Origin of the sequence: Devosia sp. MC532 (assembly GCF_016461625.1) — a bacterium.
In the GTDB taxonomy this organism is placed as follows: domain Bacteria; phylum Pseudomonadota; class Alphaproteobacteria; order Rhizobiales; family Devosiaceae; genus Devosia.
In genome coordinates, this window is the sequence record NZ_JAEMNZ010000007.1 from 39026 (window position 1) to 57503 (window position 18478).

17 protein-coding genes are annotated in these 18478 nt (G+C 56.7%); 12 read left to right on the forward strand and 5 right to left on the reverse strand.

Annotated elements, in window-relative coordinates:
• Nucleotides 1–417: 417 nt before the first annotated feature.
• A complete protein-coding gene (gene ctrA, locus JHC09_RS10340) occupies nucleotides 418–1125 on the forward strand; it encodes a response regulator transcription factor CtrA (RefSeq protein ID WP_169195357.1) in 708 nt (235 codons plus the stop codon).
• A 131-nt stretch (nucleotides 1126–1256) separates the two neighbouring features.
• Complete coding sequence (locus JHC09_RS10345) at nucleotides 1257–2390, forward strand: hypothetical protein (RefSeq protein WP_199531886.1); 1134 nt, start codon at nucleotides 1257–1259, stop codon at nucleotides 2388–2390.
• Here JHC09_RS10345 and JHC09_RS10350 read toward each other — a convergent pair.
• The 3 genes from JHC09_RS10350 to JHC09_RS10360 form a co-directional block, all read right to left on the reverse strand.
• Complete coding sequence (locus JHC09_RS10350; RefSeq protein WP_182394349.1) at nucleotides 2387–2755, reverse strand: response regulator; 369 nt, start codon at nucleotides 2753–2755, stop codon at nucleotides 2387–2389. The two genes, JHC09_RS10345 and JHC09_RS10350, sit on opposite strands and share 4 nt — an antisense overlap.
• Nucleotides 2756–2819: 64 nt before the next feature.
• Nucleotides 2820–3524 (reverse strand): histidine phosphotransferase family protein, encoded by a 705-nt coding sequence (locus tag JHC09_RS10355; RefSeq protein WP_169195354.1) that lies wholly within the window; start codon nucleotides 3522–3524, stop codon nucleotides 2820–2822.
• Nucleotides 3525–3592: 68 nt separating this feature from the next.
• Nucleotides 3593–4093, reverse strand: coding sequence for a YHS domain-containing (seleno)protein (locus JHC09_RS10360; RefSeq protein ID WP_199531887.1), 501 nt, complete (start codon nucleotides 4091–4093; stop codon nucleotides 3593–3595).
• Between the two features lie 96 nt (nucleotides 4094–4189).
• On the opposite strand from JHC09_RS10360, the gene JHC09_RS10365 reads away from it, so the two are divergent.
• Both JHC09_RS10365 and JHC09_RS10370 read left to right on the forward strand, forming a co-directional pair.
• Nucleotides 4190–4759, forward strand: a complete 570-nt coding sequence (locus JHC09_RS10365; protein ID WP_199531888.1) for a DUF1134 domain-containing protein — start codon at nucleotides 4190–4192, stop codon at nucleotides 4757–4759.
• Nucleotides 4760–4922: 163 nt separating this feature from the next.
• Nucleotides 4923–5819 carry a hypothetical protein gene (locus JHC09_RS10370; protein WP_199531889.1) on the forward strand — a complete coding sequence of 299 codons (897 nt, stop codon included), beginning with the start codon at nucleotides 4923–4925 and terminating at the stop codon, nucleotides 5817–5819.
• Nucleotides 5820–5822: 3 nt separating this feature from the next.
• On the opposite strand, the gene JHC09_RS10375 is transcribed toward JHC09_RS10370, so the two are convergent.
• Nucleotides 5823–6170: a hypothetical protein gene (locus JHC09_RS10375; RefSeq protein WP_169195350.1), complete on the reverse strand. Its 348-nt coding sequence runs from the start codon at nucleotides 6168–6170 to the stop codon at nucleotides 5823–5825.
• On the opposite strand from JHC09_RS10375, the gene JHC09_RS10380 reads away from it, so the two are divergent.
• From JHC09_RS10380 to JHC09_RS10400, 5 genes are all read left to right on the forward strand, one after another.
• Entirely contained in the window at nucleotides 6169–7197 is a 1029-nt protein-coding gene (locus JHC09_RS10380; RefSeq protein ID WP_199531890.1) for an RluA family pseudouridine synthase, read from the forward strand. The two genes, JHC09_RS10375 and JHC09_RS10380, sit on opposite strands and share 2 nt — an antisense overlap.
• Nucleotides 7198–7417: 220 nt before the next feature.
• Nucleotides 7418–8287 (forward strand): RNA polymerase sigma factor RpoH, encoded by an 870-nt coding sequence (rpoH, locus tag JHC09_RS10385; RefSeq protein ID WP_169195348.1) that lies wholly within the window; start codon nucleotides 7418–7420, stop codon nucleotides 8285–8287.
• 212 nt (nucleotides 8288–8499) lie between these two features.
• Nucleotides 8500–10428, forward strand: coding sequence for an ATP-dependent zinc metalloprotease FtsH (gene ftsH / locus JHC09_RS10390; protein WP_199531891.1), 1929 nt, complete (start codon nucleotides 8500–8502; stop codon nucleotides 10426–10428).
• A gap of 120 nt (nucleotides 10429–10548) precedes the next feature.
• On the forward strand, nucleotides 10549–11892 hold the full coding sequence (gene glmM, locus JHC09_RS10395; protein ID WP_199531892.1) for a phosphoglucosamine mutase: 1344 nt from the start codon (nucleotides 10549–10551) through the stop codon (nucleotides 11890–11892).
• A gap of 151 nt (nucleotides 11893–12043) precedes the next feature.
• Nucleotides 12044–12781, forward strand: coding sequence for a hypothetical protein (locus JHC09_RS10400; RefSeq protein WP_199531893.1), 738 nt, complete (start codon nucleotides 12044–12046; stop codon nucleotides 12779–12781).
• Nucleotides 12782–12874: 93 nt separating this feature from the next.
• On the opposite strand, the gene JHC09_RS10405 is transcribed toward JHC09_RS10400, so the two are convergent.
• A complete protein-coding gene (locus tag JHC09_RS10405) occupies nucleotides 12875–14173 on the reverse strand; it encodes a sorbosone dehydrogenase family protein (protein WP_182394353.1) in 1299 nt (432 codons plus the stop codon).
• Between the two features lie 186 nt (nucleotides 14174–14359).
• Between JHC09_RS10405 and JHC09_RS10410 the strand changes: the two genes are divergently transcribed.
• The 3 genes from JHC09_RS10410 (at nucleotide 14360) to serA (ending at nucleotide 18441) form a co-directional block, all read left to right on the forward strand.
• Nucleotides 14360–15364 (forward strand): YihY/virulence factor BrkB family protein, encoded by a 1005-nt coding sequence (locus JHC09_RS10410; protein WP_199531894.1) that lies wholly within the window; start codon nucleotides 14360–14362, stop codon nucleotides 15362–15364.
• A 148-nt stretch (nucleotides 15365–15512) separates the two neighbouring features.
• Nucleotides 15513–16694, forward strand: coding sequence for a phosphoserine transaminase (locus tag JHC09_RS10415; RefSeq protein ID WP_199531895.1), 1182 nt, complete (start codon nucleotides 15513–15515; stop codon nucleotides 16692–16694).
• 163 nt (nucleotides 16695–16857) lie between these two features.
• Nucleotides 16858–18441: a phosphoglycerate dehydrogenase gene (gene serA / locus JHC09_RS10420; RefSeq protein ID WP_169195341.1), complete on the forward strand. Its 1584-nt coding sequence runs from the start codon at nucleotides 16858–16860 to the stop codon at nucleotides 18439–18441.
• Nucleotides 18442–18478: the final 37 nt, after the last annotated feature.

Here is an 18478-nt window from a genome sequence, read left to right on the forward strand (position 1 = left end):
ATGGCCGTCGCGCGGTAAAGGTTACCGGGGAGAGCGAATCGGCATGCGTAATTCCTCACGAGGGTAACTGAACGTTAACTGAAAATCGCTATCAGCATTCATGATTGGGGATATGTGTCCCCTGCCCAGACTTGGGCGAAACCCTTACCCCCACCGCCAAATGCCTGAGTCGAGAGAGTCCATTGAAGGGCTTTCTTAACGTAATGCTTTAAGAATTTTTCGGGCAATTTTCCTAAGTTTTTCAACGATTTAAACTTAATTCACCCTAACGCGTTTTGCGTATTGCGGATCAGAATTAAACTTTGTTAACTAATTGCACTTAGGGTTCAGTCATATCCAGTAGGGTTGGAGCGGAAAGGGCAATCTGGCCTTGCCTACCGCAAGTTCCAGCAGGAACGACATGACAAGGGGATTATAATGCGGGTACTCCTTATTGAGGACGACAGCGCGACAGCGCAGAGCATCGAACTGATGCTGAAGTCCGAAAGTTTCAACGTCTACACCACCGACCTCGGTGAGGAAGGCGTGGATCTTGGTAAACTCTACGACTACGACATCATTCTTCTGGACCTGAACCTGCCCGACATGAGCGGGTATGAGGTTTTGCGCACGCTTCGCGTCGCTAAGGTCCAGACGCCAATTCTGATCCTTTCGGGTCTGGCTGGCATCGAAGACAAGGTCCGCGGTCTCGGCTTTGGCGCCGACGACTACATGACCAAGCCTTTCCACAAAGACGAACTCGTGGCCCGCATCCACGCCATTGTCCGTCGTTCCAAGGGCCATGCCCAGTCGGTCATCTCGACCGGTGACCTGCTTGTTAACCTCGACACCAAGACCGTCGAAGTTCAGGGTCAGCGCGTTCACCTGACCGGCAAGGAATACCAGATGCTGGAACTCCTTTCCCTGCGTAAGGGCACGACCCTGACCAAGGAAATGTTCCTCAACCATCTGTACGGCGGCATGGACGAGCCCGAGCTCAAGATCATCGACGTGTTCATCTGTAAGCTTCGCAAGAAGCTGTCGGTTGCCACCGGTGGCAAGAACTACATCGAAACCGTTTGGGGCCGTGGCTACGTGCTGCGCGAGCCCGATGAGGCAGACGTTTACAGCGAGAACGTCGCTTAAATCTGATCCCCCAGATCGTTCCAAAAACCTCGTGCTCAACAGCGCGAGGTTTTTCTTTATGGGCACCGCCATCGGAACTAGCGCGCGCCTGATGTCGTTCCGCTTTCAAAGACGCTGTTGAGAGCAGAACCATGACCGACCTATCGCGCCGCCTCCGCGAACCTCTCCCCCTTGTGCTACTGGTCTTAGCTGTCGCTGGCTGGATTGCTTTCGTAGCCATGTGGATCAACGCAGGCCTTTCGGACCGCCAACAGCAGGGGACACTTGCCCTGCTCACAAGCGAGCGTGATCAGCTATCCGCCACCTTGGCGGAGCGTGACCGCACCCATGGGCAAATTGCGCAAGCCAATGCCAAGCTTTTGGATGTTGAACAACAGTTGGGCTCGGTGAGCACCGCGTTCACGGCAGCTTCAACCGAACTCGAAGCCCGCCAGAATGAGTTGGCACAGGCGGTCACACACCTCGAGGACACCAAATCTGCAACGCAGGGCCTGATCGAACAGGCTGACGCCGCCAAACAATTGCTCAATGAAGCTGCGTCGCGGCAAGCCTCTATCCAGGCAGAGACGGAGTCTGCCTCACGCCAACTCAGCGAAGTGGACACGCGGTTGACGGAGGCGCGCCGACAGGAAGAGACGGCGACAACCAATGTTGCGCAAATGGCCCAGGAGGTCGCTACGAACTCAGCAACTCTTGCGGACCTTCAGTCAGAACTACAATCCTCGCGAACCGAGCTCCTTGAGGCTCAGGACCGCCTCGCGCAGGCAAAGCTCGCGACGGAAACGGCGAACACGGCTGCACAAGAGGCTCAGGCTAAGCTGGCAGATCTAACGCAGGCAAAGACCACTCTTGAAACACAGGTCGCGGCCTATTCCGAGCAGATCACAATGCTCCAACCGCAGGTCGAAGAGCTAACACGCAACCTTACACAACGCTCAACGGCGTTGCAGAGCGTCGAAACCAATATCGCTCAGGCCATAGCGCCGAGCCTAAATGGCACGACATACGAAACACAGAGCGGGCTCAAACTGACATTGCTCGATACCGGCAGCTTCACGCTCTCCGATAGTCTCAACCGCCAAGTTTCTGGACGCTTTGTTATGGCAGAGGGAGAATTGACCTTAAGCGAGGCCAGTGGACGGCTGGGCGCAGCTCAGTTCCCCATGACCTGCCCTTACTCAGAAACCGAAGATGGCTTCACACTCGGCCAAGCTGAGGGCTGCGTCTTGTCTGATCTTACTTTTACCAGAGCAGACCCGCTCTAAGCCGAGAGCAATTGCGGGTCGAATTTGATTTCGAGGAACTGCCGATCAAAGGGCTTCATCATGTAGTCATTGGCTCCCGCCTTTAGGGCGAGGGCAATGGCCCCAATGTCGTGTTCAACGGTGCAATAAATCACCCGAGGCTTTTCACCACCGACATACGTGCGCAACAGTTTGATGAATTCGAGGCCACTCATGATGGGCATGTGCCAGTCTACCAGCACGGCATCAGGCATGGTCTCGCGACATTTCTCGATTGCCTCCTGACCATCCTCGGCCTCGTCGACAATATAGTCGAGATCTTCCAGGATCCTGCGGGCAACCTTACGGACGACGCTAGAGTCATCAACGATTAGGCACGTGCGCATAAAAAAGCCCCGGAACGAATGTTGTTCCGGGGACTATGCAGTCTAACTGGTTGGCGAAAGGTTATTAAGCCTGCTCAGGCGCCGTATTTCCTGCAGTCTCAGCCGATTTCATCTTTGGCGTTGCAGTAAAATAGAACTGCTCATTTTCAAGACCGATCGTCAGTTCCATATCGGTCATGCGCGCGAGGAGGCCCGTATAGAATGGCTGAATGCCACGCGCATCAACATAACCCTCTTCAGGAATGCCCATAACCAGACCCGCGGCTCCCGCAGGGACCAATGTGCGCTGACGCTTTTCGGTGTCGCTCTTAGAATAAAACTCAAACTTTTCTTCGCCGGTCCCACCAGAAATCTTGGCGGTCACCTGACCACCGCGCGGCACCGAACCTGCTGCGATCAGCAGCATGTTCATGAAGAGCTTTGCCTTGTGCTTTGGCAGCAGGATCAGTGGCACATTCCACTCAAGATCGGCCTTTTCGACTTCGAACAGAATGCGCGCAACGCGTTCGCATTCGCGTGTGTCGATATCGGTGCCCGAAGTTGACGACGCGCCATAAGCCAAACGAGCGAACTCAAGCTTTGCTCGGCTCTGCGTGGCCGCGTTGGCGATCAAATCGCGCGCGCCTTCCGCCATTTCACCCTGCGAAGGGTCTGCAAGCACTTCTAGGCCATTACCAATTGCGCCAATGGGATTGATGAGATCGTGGCAAACGCGCGAGCAAAGCATAGCCGCCAGATCAGTTGCATTGAGCTCAATGATATCGGCCATGCGCCTATGCTCCAAAGCTTTATGAGGAATCAGTTCAGGGGAAGAATAAAGGTCGTTTGTCGAACGCACTACCGTATTGAAAGCGTTTTGGACAATGTGACCCAATGTTCAGCGCCTTTTAAGGCTGCTGCATCTGGGGCTAAGAGGAATGCTTCCCGATTAGCCGCCGAATAGAATAAGAACAACCGCCCTTTAAAAACGGTGTAGATTTTGGGATCGGCATCAGAAACGAAGCCTCGTGCCATGCTCATGCCACCATGCCCCCCATATTGCGGGGAGTAGACTTCGGGATGGCCCATAAACACCTGCATATTTGCCTCGTTGGCAAACTGCCAGGGCACCCCCATCCAAGTGTACTCATACTGAGGCTGACCTTTTAATGGTGCAGGATCAGTAAAATAGGAGACAGGATCCATGCCCTCAATGGCAACGCCAGTGAGGGGATCGGTGAGAATATAGGTGACGAGTGATTGCGCCTGTGCAGGCGCAAAAACGGCCGAAACCAGCCAGAAGAATGGCAGGAAGACGGCGATCATGGTTAAGTTTTGTTTAGAGGTTTGCTTCATCATGAGGACGATCGAGTGGCAGGCCGGCGCATCTCCAGTGTGGCGGCAAGACCTTAAAGTCTTCGTAAGACGCATGCCTCGAATAAGGGAGTTTTATGTATGTTCAAGCGCCTAACCCAGCTGGCAGCGTTTTTAGCCGCAGTGGCGCTGTCCCCCGCTCCCACTTATGCACAGGGTTCTCTCAGCGATACTTACTCTGGTCAGGAACTTGTCGAGAGCGGACAGCAATTCTTTGGCAGTGCCGCCCAGGGCCTCGCCTCGGTTGTTGAGAAGGCAGTGAGCCAGTTTGGCCTGCCAAATGGCTACGTTCTCGGCGAGGAAGCTGGCGGCGCACTGTTCCTCGGCGCTAAATATGGTGAGGGTGTCGTTCACACCCGCAATGCCGGTCAGTTCCAGATCTATTGGCAGGGTCCAAGCATCGGCTTCGACATTGGCGGCGATGGCTCCAAGGTCATGATGCTGGTCTATAACCTCAATGATGTTCAGGAAATTCTTGGACGTTATCCGGGCGTGGATGGCTCCGCCTATGTGTTTGGCGGCTTCGGCATGACTGTCACCAAGCGCGACAACGTTGTGATCGTTCCAATCCGCTCCGGTGTCGGTGCGCGCCTTGGAATTAACGTTGGCTATCTCAACTTCACAGCCCAACCCACCTGGAATCCCTTCTAGATAGGCCCCTCCCCTTTAATCAAGCCGAAGCGCGCTTTGGCTTGATCGTGACGGCGGCTCAAATTCTCGCTAAGATTGGGGAACGCCAAAGGCTATAACGCCTTGTAGAATTGCTGTGTCCGGGTGCACCTCGAGCTCTCAGCGCAGCCGGAGAGTTGGCTTTATGTTGGTCGAGAATATTATGTACTTCGTTTTAGGCCTGCTGATTGCAGGGTTGATGGCCTTGGTCATCATGCCCGCAGTCTGGCGCCGCGCAGTACGCCTGACCAAGCGCCGGATTGAAGCTGCCACGCCAATCTCCATGGCCGAGTTTCGGGCTGATAAAGATCATTTGCGCGCCGACTTCGCCCTACAAACGCGCCGCCTTGAACTCACAATCGAAAGTCTGCGCCAGCGTCTTTCTGAACAATTGGGCGACGTTGCTCAAGCGCGTGTTGACGCAGTTCAGATCAGGACGGAACGCGAGCAACACGCAGCCTTCAGCGCTGAAGGCGAAAAGCGGGAGTCCCTGCTGCGGGCGCGCGTCGCCGAGCTGGAAAAAGAAGTCGCAAGCCTCAATCTTGATCTAAGACGCTTTAGCCGTGGCGAAACTGAGCCCCGTGAGCAAGCCACGCCCATTGAGCTGAGCGAAGCCGAGGCCAGCCTAAATCGCGCAGAAATGCGCCTGAACGCGATTTTGACCAAGCCCTCAAAGGCCAACGAAGTCGAAACAGGGCAAAGTCTGCTGGCGGACGAATTGTCGAGCCTTGAGGCGTCCGACGCATTGCGCAAGCAGGTCTTGGCACTCGAAACCAGCATTAACGAAACTTGGGCGAGCGATGATTTCGATGAAGCGGTGCTTCGCCGCGAATTGATGGATGTTGCCAGCGGCATCAGCCGCTTGGTCTATGCCGCCGAAGAAAAACCAGCTGCTACCGTCATCGAAGAAAGCCTGTTTGATCGTATCAAACGCTTTGCCGACGATGGCGAAACCGAAGATCTCCTGCCCGCACCAGCTGTCACCCAGCGCGGAACAGTGACTGATCGATTGGCCGCACTGCGCGAGCTGCGCGGCAACTAAACCTTAGAGCTTTGCGATCTCGATCGTGCGCAGCAGTGTGCCAGTGCTCGAATCGTAAACATTGAGCAGCGTGCTTTCGCCTGCGCGATAGGTCACCTGAACTGTGCCGTCGATATTAAGTGAAGAGAGAACTTCGCTGCCGACAGGCACGCTGACAGTGGCGACGGTGGCAGGCGGCGGTGCGTCGCGCATCACGCGATAGACAATTGCAAAGCCAATCGCCATAAAGCCCAACAACATTATGCTGATCGACCATGCGAACGATCGGCGTGCTTTGCCAAACGCAGCCTTGGCTTCTGGCGACAATTCCATGTCGGCATTATCGGGCTGGTTCTGATCAGGATTACTCATGGCTGACGATACCGATTTCGAGGTTGAGGGCGAGCCCGTAGAAATTTCTATAGACGAAACACTTGCCGGTGGTCGCCTCGACGCTGTTCTGGCCAAGGAACATGATGTCCTTAGCCGTAGCCGCATCAAAGAACTCATTCTCGGCGGCGCTGTTTCTATCGACGGCAAGCCCGTAAGCCAACCCAATTATCGGCTAAAAGCCGGTGAAACTATTGTGCTTCAGGCCCCGCCTCCGGAAGATCCAGAGCCACAGGGCGAAAATATCCCGCTCGAAATCCTGTATGAGGACAATCACCTCATCGTCATTAACAAGCCAGTTGGCATGGTTGTGCACCCAGCGCCCGGCTCACCGAACGGCACGCTGGTCAACGCGCTGATCTACCATTGCGGGGACAGTCTCAAAGGTATTGGCGGCGTCAAGCGGCCCGGCATTGTCCACCGTCTGGACAAAGACACGTCCGGCGTCATGGTCGCCGCAAAAACCGAGAAGGCGCACAAGCACCTTTCCGCCCAGTTTGCGGACCACGGGCGCACCGGCCCCCTTCACCGGGCCTATATCGCCTTCGCTTGGGGCACCACCCAATCGGGCCTGGGCACTGTCGATGCTCCATTGGGCCGCGATCCGGGTAATCGACTGAAACAGGCTGTGTTGAAGAGTGGGCGCGAAGCGATCACCCATTACGCTGTGGAAGCGCGCTATGGCGGCGAAGGCTGGGATGTGACGCGCATCCAGTGTCAGCTTGAAACGGGCCGCACCCATCAGATCCGTGTGCACATGACCCACATCGGCCATCCCCTCGTGGCCGATCAGCTTTACGCGCCCGGCTACGCGACCAAAGTCAATCGTTTGCCCGAAGAGTTGGCAGATATCGTCCGCAATTTAGGTCGACAGGCGCTTCACGCGGCCGAGTTGGGCTTTGAACATCCCGCCACTGGCGAGGAAATGATGTTCGATGCCGAACTCCCTGATGATTTGGCTGAACTGGAAGAAGCGCTGCAAGTCTATGACAAGGCGCTAGCGCGATAGTCACCAGACTGTGTCGGAACAATATCCAAACACTAGGAGTTCTGCCTAGTCGGCAAAGTTCGGTTCGCATTGAGAGGATTGTGCGCGGCATCGCGTTCAGTCCTCTTAAATTTGCCAAACTGTGTCCTATATTGAGGCTACATCCACTTCTGTGCCGACATGGATGGGAGTGGTATTTCTGCCCGCGATAAGTGGGGGATGCTGAAAGGGGTGCGTATAAATGGCCCAGACCAATTTGCCTGTACTCTCGTCTGAGGGAGGCTTGAGCCGCTATCTTCAAGAAATTCGGAAGTTCCCAATGTTGGAACCCGATGAAGAATACATGCTCGCCAAACGCTATAAAGAACACACAGATCCTGCCGCGGCGCAAAAGCTGATCACCAGCCATTTGCGCCTCGTCGCCAAAATTGCCATGGGTTACCGCGGCTACGGCTTGCCAATTTCGGAAGTAATTTCAGAGGGCAATGTCGGTCTGATGCATGCGGTTAAGCGTTTTGAGCCCGAAAAAGGGTTCCGCTTGGCCACCTATGCCATGTGGTGGATCAGAGCTGCGATCCAAGAATATGTCTTGCGCTCTTGGAGCTTGGTCAAAATCGGCACGACCGCTGCTCAGAAACGCTTGTTCTTCAACCTTCGCAAGGTCAAGGGACAAATTGCGGCGCTCGAGGATGGCGCGCTCCATCCTGATCAGATCAAGCAAATCGCGACAACACTCAAGGTCACTGAAGCCGATGTGGTCCAGATGAACGCTCGCCTTTCCGGTGATGCGTCGCTGAACTCGCCCATGCGCGCTGACGAAGGTTCTTCAGAGTGGCAGGACTGGCTTGTCGACGACACGCCAGATCAGGAAACCACGCTTGGCGAGACCGAGGAATACACCGAACGCATGGGCTATTTGAACCAGGCGATGGAAGTCCTTAACGATCGCGAACGTGCCATCTTCCAGGCCCGCCGCCTCAAGGAAAGTCCCTCAACGCTTGAGGAATTGGCCCAGCAATATGACGTGAGCCGCGAGCGTATTCGCCAGATCGAAGTGCGTGCATTTGAAAAAGTGCAAGAAGCAGTTCAACAGGCTGCTCGAACTCAATAATAAGCAGTGCCCCTTGCTTTGGGGCACTGATCAACAAGGGTGCACGATCCGAAATACCGGCGAGTTGCGATTTTCATTAACGCTCTCGCTACAAAAAGACTGGACATCTCGTCCAGAACGGAACAGGCATCACCCTTGTAACACCCCACGCGGGGACTTACATTTGCCCAATACCCGGCGCTCTCCGCGTCGGCCTCTCCGGGACAGGATTAATGAACGGAAATTTCCGCAACTTTGCCATCTGGCTGGTCGTACTCTTCATGTTGATGGGCCTATTTCAGGTCTTTCAATCGACATCGCGGACCTCGAACGTCGGCGAAAAGAGCTACAGCCAGTTCGTCTCGGATGTTGATGCGGGCCGTGTCACCAATGTGACCATCACAAATAACGTCGTTTCCGGCGTTTTGAATGATGGCACGCGCTTTGAGACGATCATTCCTCAGGGCGCAGACCTCGTGACGCGCCTCGAAGAACGCAATGTCGGCATCACTGCTCGCTCCCCTGAATCGAGCCCATTCTGGTCCATCCTCCTGTCCAGCTGGCTGCCGTTCATCGTCATCATTGGCGTGTGGTTCTTCTTTATTCGCCAGATGCAGGGCGGCGGTCGTGGCGGCGCGATGGGCTTTGGTAAGTCGCGCGCCAAGCTCTTGACCGAAACCCAGGGCAAGATCACCTTCGAAGACGTCGCTGGCGTTGATGAAGCCAAGCAGGACCTCGAAGAAATCGTCGAATTCCTGCGCGATCCAGGCAAGTTCCAGCGTCTGGGCGGTCGTATACCGCGCGGCGTACTGCTTGTCGGCCCTCCAGGGACTGGTAAGACCCTGCTCGCCCGTTCGGTGGCAGGTGAAGCCAATGTGCCGTTCTTCACCATTTCCGGCTCTGACTTCGTTGAAATGTTCGTCGGCGTGGGCGCATCGCGCGTTCGCGACATGTTCGAACAGGCCAAGAAGAATGCGCCGTGCATTATCTTCATCGACGAAATCGACGCCGTCGGCCGCCAGCGTGGCGCTGGTCTTGGCGGCGGTAACGATGAACGCGAACAGACCCTCAACCAGCTCCTCGTCGAGATGGACGGCTTTGAAGCCAATGAAGGCATCATCCTGATCGCAGCGACCAACCGTCCGGACGTTCTCGATCCTGCACTTCTGCGCCCAGGCCGCTTTGACCGTCAGGTCGTTGTGCCGAACCCAGACGTTTCGGGCCGTGAAAAGGTCCTCAAGGTTCACGTCCGTAAGGTGCCACTGGCTCCTGACGTTGACCTCAAGGTGCTCGCACGCGGTACTCCGGGCTTCTCGGGTGCGGATCTGATGAACCTCGTCAACGAAGCTGCCCTGATGGCCGCTCGTAAGAACAAGCGCTTCGTCACCCATCAGGAATTCGAAGACGCCAAGGACAAGATCATGATGGGCGCAGAGCGTCGCACCATGGCCATGACCGACGACGAAAAGAAGCTGACCGCCTATCACGAAGCTGGCCACGCCATCATCGCTCTCAAGGTTGCTGGCATCGATCCGATCCATAAGGCGACCATCATCCCACGCGGTCGCGCGCTGGGCATGGTGATGACCCTTCCAGAAAACGACACCTATTCCTTCAGCCGAGAAAAGGCGCTTGCGCGTCTGACCATGCTGTTCGGTGGCCGTGAAGCGGAAATCATCAAGTTTGGTCCTGAAAAGGTCACATCGGGCGCGTCTGGCGATATTCAGATGGCAACAAGCCTAGCGCGTTCCATGGTTATGGAATGGGGCATGAGCGAACGCCTCGGTCGTGTGCGCTACAAGTCCAATGATCAGGAAGTCTTCCTCGGTCACTCGGTCACCCAGTCGACCAATATGTCGGATGAAACCGCCAAATTGATCGATCAGGAAGTACGCAAGCTTATCGAAGACGGCGAAGCGTCTGCTCGTGACATTCTCACGACCTACCACGACCAGTGGGAAGCGATTGCACAGGCCCTTCTCGAATTCGAAACCCTCACCGGCGACGAACTCCGAGCCCTGATGGATGGCAAGCAGCCCGTGCGCCCAGATGATGGCCCATCGGCTCCAAAGGCTTCCGGCGTTCCCGCCGCTGGCAAGGGTGCAAAAAAGCACAATGACGGCGGCGAAGAACCAGGCATGGAACCGCAGCCTGAAAGCTAACGCTTAATCTCTACGCCTTAAAAGGGTCACCTAAGGGTGGCCCTTTCTCTTTGTGGCCGTCTCGGCTATTCCACTCCAAGTGGTATTCTAAAAACAACACCAGTGAATCGGGAGCGAAACATGGCGCGCAAATATTTTGGTACCGACGGCATCCGCGGTTTAGCCAATGGCGACAAGCTCACTCCTGAACTCGCGCTCAAGGTCGGCATGGCGGCTGGCACCAAGTTCGTGCGCGGCGATCACCGCAATCGCGTCGTTATCGGCAAAGACACGCGCCGCTCCGGCTATATGATCGAACAGGCTTTGACGGCGGGCTTTACCGCTGTCGGCATGGACGTCTATTTGCTGGGCCCAATGCCCACACCTGCTGTTGCCATGTTGACCCGATCCCTGCGCGCCGACTTGGGCGTGATGATCTCGGCCTCGCACAACCCCTATGACGACAACGGCATCAAGCTTTTCCGCCCCGACGGCTACAAGCTCTCCGACGAGTTAGAAAAAGAAATCGAAGCGCTGATCGACAGCGACATGTCCCGTCACCTCGCCAAGGGCCGTGACATCGGTCGTGCGCATCGTGACGAAGAAGCGCGCACGCGCTACATCGAATACGCAAAGCGTACCCTGCCCCGCAGCATGGATCTGTCAGGTCTGCGGATCGTCGTCGACTGCGCCAATGGCGCTGCCTACAAGGTCGCCCCGGTCGCGCTGTGGGAGCTGGGTGCAGAAGTATTCACCATCGGGGCCGAACCCGATGGTTTTAATATCAATCACAAGGTGGGCTCGACCGCGCCAGACGCTGTTGCCGCCAAGGTCAAAGAAGTCCGCGCTGATATCGGCATCGCTCTCGATGGCGACGCCGATCGCGTGATCATCATTGACGAGAAGGGCCGCGTCGTCGATGGCGACCAGTTCATGGCCGTCATCGCTGAAAGCTGGGCAAAGCGCGATATGCTCGTCGGCGGCGGCATTGTAGCCACCATCATGTCGAACCTTGGCCTAGAACGCCACCTAGCCAAGCTCGGCCTCAAGCTCGAACGCACTCAAGTCGGCGATCGCTACGTTCTCGAAACCATGCGCTCCAAGGGCTACAACGTCGGTGGCGAACAGTCCGGGCATATCATCTTGTCCGATTTCACCACGACGGGCGATGGCCTCGTTGCCGCGCTCCAGCTGTTGGCGGTCCTCAAGGAAGAAGGTGGCAGCATTTCCTCGATCTGCGCACGCTTTGAAAAAGTCCCACAGCTCTTACGCAGCGTCAAATTCAAGTCCGGCAAGCCGCTCGAAAACAAGCAGGTTATGCAGGCCATTGCAGATGGTCAGGCGACGTTGGGTGAAGGTGGCCGAGTGATCGTCCGCGCCTCCGGCACAGAGCCGGTCATTCGCGTTATGGGCGAAGCCGATGACGCCTCACTGGTTGAAACCGTCGTCAGCCAAATTGAGACAGCAATCAAACAAGTCGCCTAAAGCATTTAAGGGCGACTCAGAAAGTATTTGTATTTTTATTGAGCCCCAGCACTTTATAATTTTGCATAGTTAAGCGGTTAGGTTAAGAGCGCTTTAATGAGTTCTGCGCATATTGCAGGAGACAACTGGTCTCGTGGCAACCGAGGAACTTATGATGCGTACCCTAACCGCTGCGCTGCTATCAGCAGCTGCCTTTGGCATGGCGGCACCAGCCAATGCCGCCGATATTTTTATTCCGCCCCCAAGCGCGGGCATCGACATCCCGGATGTTGACTACGGCTATGCTGGCTCGATGTATTTGCGCGGCAGCTTAGCCGGCAATTTCCTTTGGGCGCGCAATGCCGATCACTACACCCTGCCTAACAGTCGCTATGAAACGAACAAAACCGGGTTTGGTTTCTCGGCAGGCGCCGGTGTGGGTTACGAAACCGGCACAGGCCTGCGCATGGACGTCACGGCCGATTACCTGCATAACGACGGCTTGGGCATCACTGTCCCAGCGGGTCATGCAACCCTTGCCGCGGGCGACCACCAGCTGAAGCTGCGTTCGACGCTTCTGCTTGCCAACGCCTATTACGACTTTGGCTTCGGCGATGGCTTTGGCGCGGCTGGCGGCACGTTCGGTTATGTTGGTGCCGGTGCCGGTGTGGCGATCAACCGCCTGATCACCGAAGGTCCAGGTCTCCCCGACGCCTGGGGTGGCAACACCAGCTTTGCCGCAGCAGGCATGGTCGGCCTTGGCTATGACTTCGGCCAGGTGGTCGCAGACGTTGGTTACCGCGCGGTCTACATCAACCGCATTGAAAACACAGCGACGACCAATCCCTATCGCATAGACGACAGCTGGACCCATGAGGTTCGCGGAACTGTTCGTTATCGTTTCAACTAAAAAATAATCCAATCGCGGCTGCCACACCGCATCGGAAATAAAAAAGACCGGCGCCTCGCAGCGCCGGTCCTTTCATATGAGCAGCTGGAACGCTTAGGCGCCTGTTACGCGCCAGATCACGTCACCAACGTCATCCGCCATCAGCACCGCGCCATCAGCAGCCAATGCCACGCCCACCGGACGGCCATACGAGTACTTCTCATCAGCCGACAGGAAATCGGTGAGAATATCGCGCGGCATGCCGACAGGCTTACCGTTTTCAAAAGCAACAAAAGTCAGCTTATAGCCAGACAACTTGGATCGGTTCCACGAACCATGCTGGCCGATAGCCATACCCTGCGTATACCCAGGCAAGGTGCCTTCCGGCAACCAGCACAGCCCCAGCGACGCCGTATGCCCACCGAGGGCATAATCAGGCTGCAGTGCACGCGCCACGAGATCTGCATTCTGCGGCACGCGCTCATCGACCACGCGATCCCAATAGCAATAGGGCCAGCCGTAAAAGCCGCCATCAACCACCGAGGTCAGATAGTCCGGTGGCGTTTCATCGCCCAGACCGTCACGTTCGTTGACCACAGTCCAAAGCTGATTGGTCTGCGGCTCCCAAGCCATGCCAACTGGATTGCGCAGACCGGCACCAAAAATACGCGACTGACCTGTGACAAGATCCAGCTCGTGGATCGCCGCGCGGTCTTCTTCAACTTCCATGCCGGCGTCGGCAATATTGCTGAGCGAACCAACAGCGACATAGAGCTTCTTGCCATCAGCGCTAGCGATGAGGTTACGGGTCCAGTGACCGCCCGCCTTCATCGTCATCAAAACCTTGCCAGCACCAGTTATCTTGGTCTGTCCAAGCTCATAGGGGAAGGCCAAAACCTTGTCGCTGGCACCAACGTACAGCGTGCCATCAAGATAAACCAACCCATAAGGCTGGCGGACATTGTCAACGAGCACATGGCGCTCTTCGGCCACGCCGTCGCCATCAGCATCACGCAACAGCGTCACGCGGTTGGCGCTTGAACCAGAGGCCTTAGCGCGCTCCATGGTCACATGCATTGCCCAGTCAAAGATGTTGGACGGCTTACCAGCCTCACCCATGGATTCTGCGACCAGAACGTCGCCATTGGGCAGCACCAGCATGTTGCGCGGGTGATCAAGACCAGTCGCAAACGCATTGACCTTCAGCCCAGCAGCTGCAGTCGGCTTATGGTCCCCAATCCAGCCTTTGCCCGTCGGCATTTTGAGCGTCGGCACAGTGCCCTGCGCCTTTGCGGTTGGGATAGCGGGATTGAGGCCGAACGAACGTGTGGTCAGATTGTCGTTACGGTGACGCAGCGAAATCGCGGTTGCGCCGATAACGGCAACGACTTGGGCAAAGGCTTGCTTGATCATGGAGCACCTCTATTGGGGCAGTGACCATTCTTTTGTCACCCACCCGCCGGGCAGGCAAGCGCTAGCACGCCAAGAGGTGTGGTTTTGTCGATTAACTGTCATCCAAGCTCCCGCCCAGCGCACGGAACCAGCGACCAGCATTCCACATTGACCCAAACACGACACAGCTGACTGGTGGGGCACTTAATGGACGCTGCGGAAACAACATCAGGGGCAGCTCTGGGCCGTCATGCCAACGCGCCTTGGCACATTCCATTGTCGGGCTGGAAAGAGATTATTTTCCGTGTCGTCAGCGACTTTCTCGACAACCGCATCTTGCTCACCGCAGCAGGCGTAACCTTTTTCGTGCTGCTTTCGCTCGTACCTACACTCTCGGCCGTGGTCACGCTTTATGGCCTGTTTAACGACAGCAACAGCGTTCTCAATCACATCCAATTGCTGTCGGGCTTCATGCCCCCAAGCGCGCTGGACCTGTTGAACGATCAACTCACGCGCCTCATTTCCGCATCAAATGACAGCCTGGGTTGGACGTTTTTGCTCTCGCTCGTCATCGCCCTGTGGAGCGCCAGCGCGGGGGTAAAAGCCCTCTTTGAAGCGATGAACGTAGCCTACAAAGAGAAAGAACGGCGCTCCTTCATAGCGGTCAACGCGCTGGGGCTGTTTTTCACCTTCGCTGGCGCAATCGTCACCGTCGTCGTGCTCACCGTTGTTCTCGTCATGCCTGCGGTGCTGCAATTTTTTCCAGCATTCGGTCTCGATTGGGCCGTACGGCTCGGCAGTTATACTGTCATGCTCGCCACACTCGCCTTTATGGTTTCGGCCTTCTATCGCTGGGGCCCAAGTCGCCGTCAGGCGAAGTGGCGCTGGATCATGCCGGGCGTGCTCATATCGCTCGTCCTCTTGGCCGCGACCTCGGTCGGGTTTTCTTGGTATGTTACCAATTTCCCGCAGCACAACGCAGCTTCCGGCTCACTGGGCGCCGTCATCGGCCTCATGACGTGGATTTGGCTCTCGAGCACCATCGTCATTGTCGGCGCAGTCTTGAACGCATCCATTGAGTTACAAACCGGCCGAGACTCGACCCTAGGCCCCGCGCGCCCTCTGGGTTCACGTGGGGCTTATGTTGCCGACACCATTGCGGGCGCACCAACACCCAACATCGTGCAATTGGACGGTAGTCCAAGCGCTTAAGCCAGAACTGCTCAGTCCAGCCACATTCGCTAGGAAATCGACGCGCCTCTAAAATTCTGTTTGACGACTCTGCCATGCAAGGCGTATTGGCGGCCTCAGGACATCTCGCCCTAACGCGAGACCATAGGCCTGGGAGGGCCGCTAGAAGATGGCTAATTCGCCCCTGACTGCACCGGCAGTAAAACCGGCAAACCCAAATTTTTCGTCGGGCCCGTGCTCGAAGCGTCCAGGTTGGACCATCGCTGCCCTTGAAGGCGCGCTGACCGGTCGTTCGCACCGCGCAAAGATCGCTAAGGCTCGCATCCAGCAATCCATCGACCTGACCCGTGAACTGCTTCAGGTTCCGGCTGACTACCGTATCGGTATTGTTCCTGCGTCCGACACAGGCGCGGTCGAAATGTTCCTCTGGAGCGCTCTGGGCGCTCGCGGCGTTGACATGCTCGCTTGGGAATCCTTCGGCGCTGGTTGGGTCACCGACGTGACCAAGCAGCTCAAGCTTGAAGACGTCCGCACGCTGGAAGCTCCATATGGTGAACTGCCAGACCTCACCCAGGTCGACTTCACCCGTGACGTCGTCTTCACCTGGAACGGCACCACTTCGGGCGTTCGCGTACCAAACGCAGACTGGATCCCAGCGGACCGCGAAGGCCTAACCATTTGCGACGCCACCTCGGCCGCGTTTGCCCAGAACCTCGATTTCGCCAAGCTCGACGTTGTCACCTTCTCTTGGCAGAAGGCCCTCGGCGGTGAAGCTGCCCACGGCATTCTGATCCTGTCGCCACGCGCTGTCGAACGCCTCGAATCCTACAAGCCAAATCGTCCTCTGCCGAAGATTTTCCGCATGACCAAGGGCGGCAAGCTGATCGAAGGTATCTTCAAGGCCGAAACCATCAACACCGTCTCCATGCTCTGCATCGAAGACGCGATTGACGCGATGCAGTGGGGTCTTGAAATCGGTGGTCTTCCGGCCATGCAGGCCCGCGCCAATGCGAACTACAAGGTTCTGGCCGATTGGGTTGCCAAGACCGACTGGGTCGACTTCCTCGCCAAGAACGAAGACCAGCGCTCGAACACATCCGTGTGCCTCTCGATCGTTGATCCAGAAATCGCAGCGCTCGACGCCGACGCTCAGGCAGCCTTTGCCAAGGCCATCGTTGCCCGTCTCGATAAGCTCAAGGTCGCTTACGACTTCGGTTCCTATAAGGACGCTCCGGCTGGCCTGCGCATCTGGGCAGGTTCGACCATTGAAGCTTCCGATCTTGAAGCTCTGACCCCATGGCTCGATTGGGCCTTCGCTGAAGAAAAGGCCGCCCTCAAGGCCGCCGCTTAAGCTCTCGCTTCCCCCTCCCTTCCTCCCCCGCCCGCGGGGGAGGGGCTGATCGAGTTGGCACCGACACATTTCCCAAACTCGGAGCCATCCCTCCCCCGCTCGCGGGGGAGGGTAGGTGGGGGTGGTTCACCGCAAGCACACCAAATTCAGGGACGTTCCCCAAATGCCAAAAGTTCTCGTTTCCGATAAGCTGAGCCCAACCGCCGTCCAGATCTTTAAGGACAATGGTGTTGAAGTTGACTACCTGCCGGACCTCGGCAAGGACAAGGAAAAGCTCCTTGAAGTCATCGGCAACTACGATGGCCTTGCCATCCGTTCGGCCACCAAGGTCACCGAAAAGATCATCGCTGCAGCAACCAATTTGAAGGTTGTTGGCCGCGCCGGTATCGGTGTCGACAACGTCGACATTCCGGCTGCGACCAAGAAGGGCATCATTGTGATGAACACCCCCTTCGGCAACTCGATCACCACGGCAGAACACGCCATTGCTATGATGATGGCTCTGGCCCGCCAGCTTCCAGAAGCGGACGCATCGACCCGCGCGTCGAAGTGGGAAAAGAACCGCTTCATGGGTGTTGAAGTCACCAACAAGACCCTCGGCCTCATCGGCGCTGGCAACATCGGCTCGATCGTTGCCGACCGCGCACAGGGTCTCAAGATGAAGGTCGTCGCTTTCGACCCCTTCCTGACCCCAGAACGCGCACAGACCATGGGTGTTGAAAAGGTTGAGCTTGAAGACCTCCTCGCTCGTGCCGATTTCATCACCCTGCACACTCCGCTAATCGACGCGACCCGCAATATTCTCAATGCGGAAACCATCGCCAAGACCAAGAAGGGTGTTCGCATCATCAACTGTGCGCGCGGCGGTCTCATCGACGAAGCAGCCCTTTACGACGCTCTCAAGTCCGGCCACGTTGCTGGCGCCGCTCTCGACGTGTTCCTCGAAGAACCAGCCGAGAACAACCCGCTGTTCGAACTGCCAAACGTCATCTGCACGCCACACCTTGGCGCGTCGACCACCGAAGCTCAGGAAAACGTCGCCCTTCAGGTTGCTGAACAGATTTCGGCTTACCTGATGACCGGCGAAATCACCAATGCGCTGAACTTCCCATCGATCTCGGCAGAAGAAGCACCGCGCCTGACCCCATGGGTCAAGCTTGCTGAAACTCTGGGCGGCTTTGCTGGTCAGCTGACCGAAACCGCCATCAAGGGCATCCGTATTGAGTTCGAAGGCTCGGTCGCTCAGCTCAACACCAAGCCAATGATCGCCGCCGCCATCAACGGCGTTCTCAAGCCATCGCTTGGCGACATCAACATGGTGTCGGCTCCGCAAATTGCTAAGGATCGCGCGATCGTGGTGGAAACCACCAACCGCGACCAGCAGGGTTCTTATGAAGGCTACATCCGCCTGACAGTGATCACCGCCGAGCAGGAACGCGCCATCGCCGGCACCATCTTCGCCAACGGCAAGCCACGCGTCATTCAGGTCAAGAACATCAACATGGAAGCCGAGCTTTCCGACTCGATGCTCTATGTCACCAACGAAGACAAGCCAGGCCACATCGGTCGTCTGGGCACACTCCTCGGCACGCTGGGTATCAACATCGCCAACTTCAATCTCGGCCGTGCCGACATTGGCGGCGACGCGATTGCTCTGGTCTCCATCGACGGCACACTGACCGAAGAACAGCTCGCTCAGATCGCCGCTTTGGAAGGCGTCAAGCAGGCCAAGGCCCTTCGCTTCTAATCAAGCCACATTCAACGACAACGAAACGGCGCTCTTC